General features: G+C 47.6%; 8 protein-coding genes. All 8 read left to right on the top strand.

Going from position 1 to position 12,820, the window contains the following annotated elements; translation table 11 throughout:
- The first annotated feature begins 78 nt into the window (after positions 1 to 78).
- Positions 79 to 2,319 carry a response regulator gene (locus QZW47_RS17175; RefSeq protein ID WP_293128984.1) on the top strand — a complete coding sequence of 747 codons (2,241 nt, stop codon included), beginning with the start codon at positions 79 to 81 and terminating at the stop codon, positions 2,317 to 2,319.
- 155 nt (positions 2,320 to 2,474) lie between these two features.
- Positions 2,475 to 2,804 (top strand): hypothetical protein, encoded by a 330-nt coding sequence (locus tag QZW47_RS17170; protein ID WP_293128983.1) that lies wholly within the window; start codon positions 2,475 to 2,477, stop codon positions 2,802 to 2,804.
- A 201-nt stretch (positions 2,805 to 3,005) separates the two neighbouring features.
- Positions 3,006 to 4,535, top strand: coding sequence for a photosystem II chlorophyll-binding protein CP47 (gene psbB, locus QZW47_RS17165; protein WP_293128981.1), 1,530 nt, complete (start codon positions 3,006 to 3,008; stop codon positions 4,533 to 4,535).
- A gap of 145 nt (positions 4,536 to 4,680) precedes the next feature.
- Positions 4,681 to 4,776 (top strand): photosystem II reaction center protein T, encoded by a 96-nt coding sequence (locus tag QZW47_RS17160; protein WP_096830854.1) that lies wholly within the window; start codon positions 4,681 to 4,683, stop codon positions 4,774 to 4,776.
- Between the two features lie 364 nt (positions 4,777 to 5,140).
- Complete coding sequence (nrdR, locus tag QZW47_RS17155; RefSeq protein WP_293128977.1) at positions 5,141 to 5,698, top strand: transcriptional regulator NrdR; 558 nt, start codon at positions 5,141 to 5,143, stop codon at positions 5,696 to 5,698.
- 267 nt (positions 5,699 to 5,965) lie between these two features.
- The gene (locus QZW47_RS17150; RefSeq protein WP_293128975.1) at positions 5,966 to 7,108 is read left to right on the top strand and encodes a 30S ribosomal protein S1; all 1,143 of its coding nucleotides are present in this window, start codon (positions 5,966 to 5,968) and stop codon (positions 7,106 to 7,108) included.
- 1,016 nt (positions 7,109 to 8,124) lie between these two features.
- A complete protein-coding gene (locus QZW47_RS17145; protein WP_293128973.1) occupies positions 8,125 to 9,489 on the top strand; it encodes a chemotaxis protein CheB in 1,365 nt (454 codons plus the stop codon).
- A gap of 489 nt (positions 9,490 to 9,978) precedes the next feature.
- Complete coding sequence (locus QZW47_RS17140; protein ID WP_293128971.1) at positions 9,979 to 12,618, top strand: ATP-binding protein; 2,640 nt, start codon at positions 9,979 to 9,981, stop codon at positions 12,616 to 12,618.
- Positions 12,619 to 12,820 lie beyond the last annotated feature (202 nt).

Below are 12,820 nucleotides of genomic sequence, written 5' to 3'. Positions count from 1 at the left end.
GGCTTTCAGCTTGGGAGCGAGTACCTCAGGTTAAGTTAGTGGCGGTTAATTACAAGTTTTTAAGTCGAGTATAAAAGTATGAACTCTCAAACAAAAAGCAAAGTATTAATCGTAGACGACCAACCGGATAATATTAATATTCTTTCTTATTTTTTGGTGGAATACGGATTTGAGATTTTTGTAGCGACGACAGGAGAAAAAGCGCTGCACAGAGTCGAGAAAATTTTGCCAGACTTGATTTTGCTAGATATTATGATGCCGGGAATAGACGGATTTGAAACCTGCCGCCGCCTGAAAGCAATAGAACAAGTTAAGGAGACTCCGATTATTTTTATGAGCGCTCTTACGGAGATGGGAGATAAAGTTAAAGGCTTGACGTTGGGCGCAGTAGACTACATCACCAAACCGCTGCAATACGAAGAGGCGATCGCCCGGATCAACGTGCATCTGCAACTGCGGAACCTCGCCAAACAATTAGAACAACAAAATACGCTGCTGCGTGCGGAAGTACGATCGCGCCAGCTAGCCGAGTTAGGCCTGCGCTTTTCCGAAGAAAAATTTGCCAAAGCTTTTCGCAGCAGCCCCGCCGCCATGACAATCGCCACCTTTGAAGAGGGGTACTTGATGGAAGTCAACCAAAGCTTTTGCAACCTCACCGGCTATTTTCCCGAGGAAATTTTGGGAAAAACCGATCGCCAAATCAATTTATGGGAAAATATGGGCGATCGCGATCGTTTCTTGCAAATCTTGCACATATCCGGCGCTATTTACAAACAAGAATTCCTGTTTCGTACCAAGTTCGACCAAATCAAATGTGTCCTCATATCAGCAGAAATGATTAGCATTGGCGACACCAACTGCATTTTGATGACGACTTACGACATTACCGAACAAAAGCGGGCCCAAGACACCTTATACCGCCAAGAACAAGAATTCAGGGCTTTAGCGGAAAATTCCCCAGATATCATTGCCAGATTTGACAGCCAACTGCGCCACCTTTACGTCAATCCAGCATTGGAATCAGTCACAGAAATCCCCGCCGAAACCTTCCAAGGTAAAACCTACCGAGAATTAGAAATGCCCGCAGAAGTGGCGGCGCTGTTTGAAGCAAATGTGTCCGCCGTGTTCGCTAGCGGCACCGAACAGTGCTTTGAGTTTAACTTTTTCACCAAGTGTGGCAGAAAATTCTATCAAGTTTGCGTAGTTCCTGAATTTAAGCGCGATCGGACAATTGCATCTGTCTTGGCTGTGGGCCGCGATACCACCGCTGTCAAACAAGCCGAAATCGAACTGCGAAACAGCGAACTGCGGGAACGAGAAAAAGCTGCTCAATTAGAACTAACATTAAACAACTTAAAACACACCCAAGCCCAACTTATCCAAACCGAAAAAATGTTTAGTCTCGGGCGAATGGTCGCAGGAGTTGCCCACGAAATCAACAATCCCAATAGTTTTATTTTGGGCAATATCAATCCCGCCCGCCACTATTTCCAAGACCTCAACAATCTCCTGACGCTTTACCAAGCCAAATATCCGGAACCCGGATCAGAAATACAACAAATAGCTGAAGATATAGATTTAGAATTTATGCAAAAAGATTGGTCGCGACTGATGCAATCAATCGAATCTGGCTCAACGCGCATCCAACAAATTGTTGAGTCACTCAAGTTGTTTTCTAAACTCGACGAGTTCGGAATCAAAGAAGTGAATTTAAATCAAATTGTCGATCAAACCCTGCAATTTGTGATGGACGTTACCCGCGGCAAAGGTATGAGGAAGAACCGCAACGGCAGCATCGCTAGTAAAGAGATTCAGCTCATCAAAAACTACGGCAACCTGCCACCAGTTGAGTGTTACAGCAGTCAGTTGAATCAGGTATTTGCCAGTTTGCTCAACAATGCCATTGACGCCCTAGAAACTCAACTTTACCCAAAAATTGTGATTCAGACTGAGCTGGAAATAATAGCAGAATGCAGCAGGCCAGCCAAAGACATAGAAGCAAAAGCTGATACTCAGCATTCAACGGCAATTGCTCCCCAGGCTGTGGGCGATCGATTCGCAGTGATTCGGATTGCTGACAACGGTATGGGGATGAGCGAAGAAGTGCAGAAAAAAATGTTTGACCCGTTTTTTAGCACAAAACCTGTGGGAAGCGGCACGGGATTGGGTTTATCCATCAGTCACCAAATTGTTGTGGAACAACACGGCGGTGAAATTAGTTGTATTTCTGCTCCCGGGAAAGGGACAGAGTTTGTTGTCAAGATTCCGATACTTTTTGTGACTTCCGTGCAGGAGACTCGACACCAAGTATGTTTGTAGTTTGTAGTTGAGCTGGCATGGCGCGTACCGCACACCAGTTGAGTTTGTAGTGTGGGTGCGATCGCCAAGTCAACAGGTGCCGAGCGCACACCTACAATGCTTCTTCCTCCTTACGGATGCTATAACAAAAAATAATTAACAAGCGCACACAGCAAATGAAATATTTCTTCTTATCCGACGGCTGGAAAGTGGGGCGCGTCTGGGGAGTTGGCGGCGAGTGGACATTATCCGGCTGGAGGCGCCAGCCGGACATCAAACAGCTCAACGTGTCTCTTTGCGATCGCCACGAAAAAATGTGGCTCTACCGCGTAGAAGACGCCGTACTCATGGTAGAAGTCAAACCCGAAGCCCCTCCCGATCCGGCAGATCCAGCAAAAAATATCGGCAGCGTCACCCTCACCAGACTGATCGATGCCGAGCAAGTCCTCGAACGCCTCGGGACGATCGCCACCCGCTGCGAAATCGAACACCCGCAATTAATGTAATGCCCAACATATTGCAATCGGTTCTAACACTCGATACACTTCTTTAAATAACTTTCATTTTTATGCCTCCACCCCTGTGAGGGTAGAAAGGATTCGGCAAAAGACAGAATTTAAAGCCCGCAGGTAACTGCACGGCAATCAGAATCTGAATTTTTCCGTCAAAATAGACATCATCACTTACACCTTGGAGAACCGCAGTCAATGGGACTACCCTGGTATCGCGTACACACAGTCGTCTTAAATGACCCAGGCAGATTAATTTCTGTACATTTAATGCACACTGCCCTCGTGGCAGGTTGGGCCGGCTCGATGGCCCTTTACGAACTAGCAGTTTTTGACCACGCAGATCCAGTTCTGAACCCGATGTGGCGTCAAGGGATGTTCGTCCTACCGTTCATGACTCGCTTGGGAGTCACCGGCTCTTGGGGCGGTTGGAGCATCACCGGCGAAGGTAACGTCGATCCTGGCTTCTGGTCTTTTGAAGGCGTCGCCGTCGCTCACATCATCCTCTCCGGTTTGCTGTTCTTAGCAGCAGTCTGGCACTGGGTATTCTGGGATTTGGAACTCTTCAGAGATCCTCGCACTGGCGAACCAGCCCTCGACTTGCCAAAAATGTTTGGCATTCACTTATTCCTTTCCGGCTTGCTCTGCTTTGGCTTCGGCGCATTCCACCTTTCGGGACTCTTCGGCCCGGGAATGTGGGTTTCCGACCCCTACGGCTTGACCGGTCACGTCCAACCAGTGGCACCTGCTTGGGGCCCTGAGGGCTTCGATCCGTTCAATCCGGGTGGCATCGTGGCTCACCACATTGCAGCGGGCGTAGTCGGCGTAATTGCCGGTTTGTTCCACTTGACAGTGCGGCCGCCGGAACGTCTTTACAAAGCCCTGCGGATGGGTAACATCGAAACTGTACTTTCTAGCAGTATCGCTGCTGTGTTCTTTGCAGCTTTCGTGGTTGCGGGTACGATGTGGTACGGTTCTGCTGCAACTCCGATCGAGCTTTTTGGCCCGACTCGCTATCAGTGGGACGGTGGATATTTTCAACAAGAGATCGATCGTCGGGCTCAAGCTAGCTTAGCCGCCGGCCAAAGCTTCCAAGAAGCCTACGAACAAATTCCCGAAAAATTGGCTTTCTACGACTACGTGGGCAACTCTCCAGCTAAAGGCGGTTTGTTCCGCGCTGGCGCCATGGTCAACGGCGACGGTATCGCTAAAACATGGCTGGGCCACCCAGTATTCACAGACAACGATGGTCGGGTGTTGTCGGTACGCCGCCTCCCGAACTTCTTTGAAACTTTCCCAGTAATTTTGACGGACAAAGATGGAGTCGTTCGCGCTGACATCCCCTTCCGTCGTGCTGAATCAAAATACAGCTTTGAACAAAGCGGAGTTAATGTCAGCTTCTACGGTGGCGAACTTAACGGTCAAACCTTTAAGAATCCTCTAGATGTCAAGAAGTTTGCTCGCGCCGCCCAAAAGGGTGAAGTATTTGAATTCGATCGCGAAACCTTGAATTCTGACGGGGTTTTCCGCACTTCAACTCGCGGTTGGTTCACTTTCGGACACGTTTGCTTTGCTTTGCTATTCTTCTTCGGCCATATCTGGCACGGTTCTCGGACTATTTTCCGCGACGTGTTTGCTGGAGTTGAGGCTGACTTGGAAGAGCAAGTCGAGTGGGGCTTGTTCCAAAAACTGGGCGACATGAGCACAAGAAGAGAAGAATCTCTCTAGTTTTTTGCCGCCTCACGGCACCGGGAAACTTGTCCGGTGCACAAAAACCCGGTTTCTTCAAGAAACCGGGTTTTTTTAGTTAATAATCAAACCACTAATTTATAAGATAAAATAATACGGCAAGGGAAGATAGGGAAAATTTAACATGGAAAGTGTTGCTTACATTTTGATGCTGGCTTTAGCCTTGGGCGTGATATTTTTTGCGATCGCCTTTCGCGAACCGCCCCGGATTGGCAAATAATTAGCTACACGCCCGCGGTCAAGGGGTGTCAACAAAGGTCTAAAAACCTTTGTATCTCTTGTTTGTAGCTGAGGCCCGATCCCCCTCGCATCCCCCGAAAGCAAGGGGGACTTTGAGAGAAGACTCCTGTCCCCCCCCCTGATAGTCGGGGGACTTTGGTGCTCTTGTCCCCCCCTTCTTAAGGGGGGTTAGGGGGGATCGATCCCAGTCATCAAACAGCAGTCTAGAAGTAGGTTTTAGCTTAATTTGACACACATCCTGGGCGGTGTATGCCCAGTCATTTTTTAGAGTCCAGCCATTGATCAGACCCCGCGCGGTTAGATGAATGGCAATTTGCTAGCAACGCCAGTTAAAATCAGCAATCATGCGCTGTTCCTCCTGCCAACACACAAATAGTCGCGTTCTCGAATCGCGTTCAGCCGAATCAGGTCAAAGCATCCGTCGGCGGCGCGAATGTTTGAGCTGTCAGCACCGCTTCACAACCTACGAACGCATAGAATTTGTGCCGATAACGGTGATCAAGCGGGACTCCAAGCGCGAATCATTCGATCGGTCAAAATTAGTCAGAGGACTGGTTCGGGCCTGTGAAAAAACAGGTTTGTCCAACAGCGCCCTCGAAACTCTCGCAGAAGAAATCGAAGCGCAACTCCAGGGTCGATCGCTCCGGGAAATTGCCAGCTCAGAAATTGGGGAACTGGTGCTGTTGCACCTGCGCCCGCTCAGCGAAGTCGCTTACGTCCGTTTTGCCTCGGTATACCGACAATTTCGAGGCATCCGAGATTTTGTAGATACCTTAAATCACCTTCAAAATCCCCTCAACTGTATCCAGAATCAAGATACTCCCTCTGATTTGGAGGCTGGTACGCCTGCTGCCGATGCGTGCGATCGAGAAAGCCCCGCATCTTGTGCTACTGGCAGCTAAACTCAGAGAAATTAATTTATAAAGCAGTATGCGGGTAAGTTATAATAATTTACTTGACTCTGAATGTTAAGATCAAACGTTTTAACGCAGAGTTTGCAGCAATAGCAGTGGCGAGCCCGGATGCACAGTTGCAGCGGGCAAAAGTTAGCAAAAACTGACTTTAGTAACAGATTTTGCAAGAAGTTAACCGCTTTTTCACCAAAATCTCTAATATCTGCCGGCACAAACGAAAAACATGAAGGAGAGAAATCCTAGGAAACTATTCGCATGGTCAATCTCAAAACCACAGTCAAAGACATCGGCTTTACTCACGAGGATTTTGCAGCCCTACTTGATAAATATGACTATCACTTTAGCCCGGGCGATGTAGTAGCGGGTACAGTTTTTAGTATAGAACCGAGGGGCGCTCTGATTGATATCGGTGCTAAAACAGCAGCGTACATTCCCATTCAGGAAATGTCGATCAATCGAGTGGAAAGCCCAGAAGAGGTATTGCAATCAAACGAAACTAGAGAATTTTTCATCCTCACCGATGAAAACGAAGACGGACAATTAACCCTGTCCATCCGGCGCATCGAGTATATGCGGGCCTGGGAAAGAGTGCGACAACTGCAAGCAGAAGATGCTACGGTGCGATCGCAAGTATTTGCCACCAACCGAGGCGGCGCACTCGTCAGAATTGAAGGATTGCGAGGCTTTATTCCCGGTTCTCACATCAGTACCCGCAAACCGAAGGAAGAATTAGTCGCCGAAGAATTGCCATTAAAATTCTTAGAGGTAGACGAAGACCGCAACCGCCTAGTCTTGAGTCACCGTCGCGCCTTAGTCGAACGCAAGATGAACCGCCTCGAAGTCGGGGAAGTGGTCATCGGTACAGTGCGTGGCATCAAGCCCTACGGTGCCTTTATCGACATCGGCGGCGTCAGCGGCTTGCTGCACATCTCAGAAATTTCGCACGATCACATCGATACGCCTCATAGCGTCTTCAATGTCAACGACGAAGTGAAAGTGATGATCATTGACTTGGATGCTGAGAGAGGCCGGATTTCTCTCTCCACCAAGCAGTTGGAACCGGAACCGGGCGCGATGGTCAAAAATCGCGAATTGGTGTACGAAAAAGCTGAGGAAATGGCAGCTAAGTTCCGCGAGAAAATGCTCGCTCAAAAGCAAGCTAAAGCTGGTATGGACATTCCTGTAGAATCAACTGATGTTGATGACACATCCGACGAAATACTCGAAGATGTGCCCTCAGCAATGGAAGAGGACGAACCAGAAGTAGCAGCAGAAGCCGCACCAGAAGTAGCAGCAGAAGCCACACCGGAAGTAACAGCAGAAGCCACACCGGAAGTAGCAGCAGAAGCCGCACCGGAAGTAGTAGAGGAAGAAATCCCTGCTGCGACGGTCGAATAACATTGCAGTCACTGTGATTAAAAGAGGGAATTGTCCCTCTTTTTTTGTCTTTAATGTGTCAATTATTAATAATTAGTTATACTCTTTTTCCAAGCTTATACAACAGTATTCGTAGGATTCGTCTAAGAAACAAAATCCCTAAATTCAATCGACGGCACTGCCGTTCTTCTACCCGTAGGATATCTGTAGGGACACGGCATTGCCGTCTCATCATTGGCAACGACAGGGTAGGAGAGGACACGGCAATGCCGTTTCCCTACCCGTAGGATATCTGTAGGGACAGGGTAGGAGAGGACACGGCAGTGCCGTGTCCCTACCCGTAGGATATCTGTAGGGACACGGCATTGCTGATTGGCAACGACACGGGAAGAGGAGACGGCAGTGCCGTTTCCCTACCTGTAGGATATCTGTAGGGACACGGCATTGCCGTCTCCTGATTGGCAACGACACGGTAGGAGAGGACACGGCAATGCCGTGTCCCTACGGGGATGATAGACATGGCAATGATGTTTTTCTATAGTAATTGTGGACACGAGAATGCCTTTTCCCTAAGGGAATTATGGACACGGTAATGCCATTTTTCTACTCGTTAATAGACTTAAAATTGGGAACAATTTACAATTTACAATTTACAATTTACAATTTACAATTTACAATTTACAATTTACAATTTACAATTTACAATTTCAAAGGGAATATAAAAGCCACAAGTCGTTTTTACTGCTAGAATTAACACGGAATCTGTAATAGCGCTGTCTACCGATCGCGCCGCTGAAAAAAAGCTAATTAGGTAAGCAAATATACCTGATTGTTGCCAGCCTCTCGTTGTAATCTGGGCAACAGCAGATAGAGTTGTTCGATCGCCCTAATCCGATCGCTCCAAAGCTACACCTCATCCTTAAGCTACTTGCGTAATTGTACTAACTTAAGCTCTACTAAAAATCGTCCGAATTACTCAGCCGCGCAGTCAACAGATACATTTGCTGCGAAATAGCTGGGGTATAGGATTTAAAACCATGACTTCTAATCAATCGTCTCCTGAAAATACACCTGAATCGATCGCCCCAGCCACCCTAGACATCGAACAATTAGTTACAACCGATGCCCCGTTTCCGATTGTGGGGATTGCCGCCTCAGCAGGAGGGTTGGAAGCATTCACCGAGTTACTCAGCCATTTACCAATAGATACGGGTATGGCGTTTGTGCTGATTCAGCATTTAGACCCCAATCACAAGAGTTTGCTCACCCAGATTCTCGCCAGACAGACGCAAATGCGTGTCTGTGAGGCACAAGACGGCATGGCTGTAGAGCCCAATCAAGTCTACGTCATTCCCCCCAACACCAAGATGGTGCTATCTAAAGGCGTGCTGCGACTATCTCCCCGCGAGAAGATTTATGGCAAATATATGCCGGGAGATGCGTTTTTTACCTCATTGGCGATCGATCGCGGACATCAGGCGATCGCCGTAGTATTATCCGGGGGAGACGGAGATGGTTCACTGGGGATCAAGGCAATCAAAGCAGCCGGAGGCATGACTTTTGCTCAATGTCAAGACACGGCAAAATTCGATAGTATGCCGAATACCGCTGTGGCTACAGGGAATGTCGATTTTGTTCTGACACCGGAAAAAATTGCCGAGGAATTGACAAACTATAGTCGCAATCCCCCGATCATTTGCTCGGTTCCCCTGACAATAGTTGAGGAATCCCCCGCACACGAAGATGTCCTGGCTACTATTTTTGGGGTGCTGAAATCGACGACAGGCGTTGATTTTACTCACTACAAACGCACTACTATCGCTCGACGCATCCAGCGCCGGATGGTGTTGTACAAGCTAGAGAGTTTGGATGCTTACGCTCAATATCTGCGAGAGAATTCGGCTGAAGTCAAAGCCCTATATGAAGAAATTCTGATTCATGTTACCAGTTTCTTTCGCGATTCCGAAGTCTTTAATAAGTTGAAAAAGCTGGTTTTTCCCACGATTACCGAAAATAAATCGGCAAAGGTGCCAATTCGGATTTGGGTGGCGGGATGTTCGACTGGTGAAGAAGTTTATTCGATCGCCATTTGTTTGTTAGAGTTTTTGAGCGATCGAGTTATTCCGCCGCCGATCCAGATTTTTGCTACGGATATTAGTGAAGGGGCGATCTGTAAAGCGAGGTCTGGCGTTTACTTAGAAAACCAGATGGTAGATGTTTCACCAGAGAGACGTACTCGCTTCTTTATTCCCCAAGAAGGAGGTAGCTATAGAATCAGTAAGGCAGTCCGCGAATTGTGTGTATTTGCGCGACAAGACTTAGGTAGCGATCCGCCTTTTTCCAAGATAGATGAATCTTTCCATTACCGCCTTGGGATTGCTTGGCTAGGTGTACTTTTGTAATGTACTTTCAATGGGACAATTACCATTTCAAGCTTCACAATCCTGTACGCATAATGGTTGCCTTTGTTGGACTCCCTTGCGGGGTAATGTTCGCTTCGCCAATGTTATAAGGGCTTTTTCGGCTAGCAGCACTGTCTCAGTGACTTTAAGACTGTTTAACTACTAACGATAGAGCGGAAAACTAGCGTCGCATTCTCCGGTATCGTGACCCAAATAACGTAGACCTCGAAAGTCTTAGGCTGGTCAGAATAGCTTACTCGATTTCTCTTGCAAGCTCAGTGTCTTTAGACCTGAGTTCCTGACTACAGTCTTAACTCAACAGGATTTCTGCTGTTGGGTACTTCTGATAGTACCGGAAAATGTTCGTACTTGTTTACTTCTGTTCATAAAAAGTCTAAAATTTATACCAAAAAGTTGAGTGTGACTCGTCCCACTTTTTCTTTTACGCCCAGTTCCTATCCCGTTGTTAAAGTAGCTGAAAGGCAGCGAATGAATGAAAATTTTACGAATAGCTTCGACTTACAGCAAGAAACTGAGCAACTCATTTTGCATCGCTATGCCCCAGCTAGTGTGGTTGTCAACGAGCAGATGCAAATCCTGCAAGTGCGGGGAGACATCGATCCTTACTTTAAAGTGGCAGCCGGAACGCCGGACTTAAACTTGCTGATCGTGGCAAGGAAAGGGTTGCTGGTTGAGCTTCGCACCGCGATTTATCAGGCACAAACACAGAACGCGAACACGAGGAAAGAAGGGGTTTCTGTTGAGGCGGGCGGGCGATCGACTATGGTCAATTTTGAGGTGATGCCGTTCCAGTCGAAAACCGTCGCAATACGCTACTTTTTGGTGGTGTTTGAAGAGGCTTTACCGAGGGCGAGCGACTTTGGCACCGTCATTTCAGAAAGCTGCGAGCAAGATGATTTAGCTCGTGAAAATGAGCGACTGAGAGAGGCACTTGCCACCGCTAATCAAGAAAAAACTGCGGCTCAAGCGCACCTGGAAGCGGTGATTGAGGAACACGAAAATCTCAACCAAGACCTCAAAGTTGCGAACGAAGAAATCCTTTCGAGCAACGAGGAATTGCAAAGCACCAACGAGGAACTAGAAACGGCGAAAGAAGAGATTCAAGCGACTAATGAGGAACTGATCACTACTAACGATGAACTTTGCAACCGAAATGCCGAACAAAACCTGGTCAATAACGATCTCACAAATTTGCTGTCTAGTATCAATATTCCAGTCTTAATGCTGGCAAACGATTTACAGATTCGACGCTTTACACCAACCGCGCAGCGACTATTTAATCTGATTCCCACAGATGTGGGACGACCCTTTAGCGACATCCGCACGACTCTGAATATTCCTGACTTGGAACAGATGATTTTGCAGGTAATTCAGACTCTGAATACGCAAGAACAAGAAGTTCAAACTCAAGCGGGATATTGGTATAATCTGCGTATTTGTCCTTACCGCACTACGGAAAACCAGATTGACGGTGTGGTTATGGTTCTAATTGATATTGATGCTCTTAAACGCAGTGCCATAATTTTAGAGCAGGCGCGAAATTACGCTGAAATTATCGTAGAAACGGTGCAAACGCCTTTAGTCGCGCTAGATGCTGATTTCCGAGTGAACACAGCAAATCGATCGTTCTATACAACGTTTGAGGTTTCACAGTCAGAAACGGCGAAATGTTCGCTGTTTGAGCTAGGAAACGGGCAGTGGAATATTCCGAAATTGCGATCGATCTTGGAAGATATTCTGGTGAGTGATGTTGAGCTACACAACTTTGAGTTGGATCACGTATTTGAGCAGATTGGGCAGAAAACTATGCTGCTGAATGCTTGTAAACTTGAAGGAGAAGACCAAGCTTTAATGATTCTGTTGTCGATCGAGGATATCAGCGATCGCAAGCAGTTTGAAATAGAGCGATCGCAGTTATTGCAGCAAGAAAAGTTAGCTCGCCAACAAGCAGAAAGCGCCAACCGTGCTAAGGATGAATTTCTGGCGAATCTCTCCCACGAGCTCCGCAATCCCCTGACTCCGATCCTGGGGTGGGCGCAACTGCTGCAATCCGGCAAGCTTAAGGAAGCAGCAGTTACTCGCGGTTTAGAGGTGATCGATCGCAGCGCGAGGGCGCAATCTCGGTTAATCGAAGATATGCTGGATATTGCCAGGATTACGAGCGGCAAACTGGATCTCGATAGCAGTCCGATCGATCTCCAGTTAGTGGTGCAAGCTGCGATTGATGGGGTGCAATTATCAGCGGATGCTAAAAACATTAAAATTGTTTCGCAGTTGAGTTCTACGGCTGTTCTAGGTGATGCTGCTCGCTTGCAACAAGTTGTGTGGAATCTGCTATCTAATGCGATTAAGTTTACTCCTGCGGGGGGACGAGTGGAAATTGCATTGGAGTCGATCGACGATCGCGCTCAACTCCAAGTCAAGGACACAGGAAAAGGGATTAGTGCCGAATTTTTACCGTATATTTTCAATCGTTTCCATCAAGGCGATTCTAGCAGTACGAAGACTAATCAAGGGCTGGGATTGGGTTTGTCGATCGTGCGTCATCTGGTAGAATTGCACGGGGGAACGGTGCAAGCAGAAAGTCCGGGTGAGGGACAAGGAACTACAATTACGATGAGATTGCCGTTGGGAGAGTTGACTCAAGTGTTGACAGAGGCGATCGATTTACAGCCAACTATATTTGCGTCTGTAAATATACCGAGTAATGATGTCCCTTCTTTGGAGGGTTTGCACATTTTAGTTGTGGACGATCTGGTTGATACCTGCGAGCTCTTAGAATTTGTGCTCGAAGGCTACGGGGCGGAGGTTTTGGCAGTTGCATCTGCTAGAAGTGCGATCGCGGCTTTGATTGAGAATCCGGGCAGATATGACGTGCTAATCTCGGATATCGGGATGCCAGAAGAAGATGGGTATTCTTTGATTCGAGAGGTGCGAACCCTTGCTGCGTCAGCCGGAGGAGAAATCCCAGCGGTGGCGCTGACTGCGTATGCTGGGGATAAAGAACGCGAAAGGGCGATCGCAGCGGGTTTTCAAGCACATATTGCTAAGCCTATGAAGCCTATTCAATTAGCATTAATTGTCGCCAATTTAGCAGGACGATTTTGAATTATTTTGAGATAAGACTCGGCGGTTGAAACCGCGGCGATACATAGGAAACTCGGCGGTTGAAACCGCGGCGACATAAACAAAACCCGCCTCCGCGGGTTGAAGAGAATCGGCGGTTGAAACTGCGGCGATACATAGGAAACCCGGCGGTTGAAACCGCGGCGACACAAACAAAACCCGCCTCCGCGGGTTGAAGAAAATC

Origin of the sequence: Microcoleus sp. bin38.metabat.b11b12b14.051 (genome assembly GCF_013299165.1) — a bacterium.
Taxonomy (GTDB): domain Bacteria; phylum Cyanobacteriota; class Cyanobacteriia; order Cyanobacteriales; family Microcoleaceae; genus Microcoleus.
The sequence above is the reverse complement of the archived record's forward strand: the minus strand, read 5'-3'. Positions and strand labels throughout refer to the sequence as shown.

Coding starts and splice junctions, on each gene's coding strand:
- QZW47_RS17140 (WP_293128971.1), top strand. CDS start 9,979: ATGAATGAAAATTTTACGAATAGCTTCGACTTACAGCAAGAAACTGAG.
- QZW47_RS17170 (WP_293128983.1), top strand. CDS start 2,475: ATGAAATATTTCTTCTTATCCGACGGCTGGAAAGTGGGGCGCGTCTGG.
- psbB (WP_293128981.1), top strand. CDS start 3,006: ATGGGACTACCCTGGTATCGCGTACACACAGTCGTCTTAAATGACCCA.
- QZW47_RS17175 (WP_293128984.1), top strand. CDS start 79: ATGAACTCTCAAACAAAAAGCAAAGTATTAATCGTAGACGACCAACCG.
- QZW47_RS17160 (WP_096830854.1), top strand. CDS start 4,681: ATGGAAAGTGTTGCTTACATTTTGATGCTGGCTTTAGCCTTGGGCGTG.
- QZW47_RS17145 (WP_293128973.1), top strand. CDS start 8,125: ATGACTTCTAATCAATCGTCTCCTGAAAATACACCTGAATCGATCGCC.
- QZW47_RS17150 (WP_293128975.1), top strand. CDS start 5,966: ATGGTCAATCTCAAAACCACAGTCAAAGACATCGGCTTTACTCACGAG.
- nrdR (WP_293128977.1), top strand. CDS start 5,141: ATGCGCTGTTCCTCCTGCCAACACACAAATAGTCGCGTTCTCGAATCG.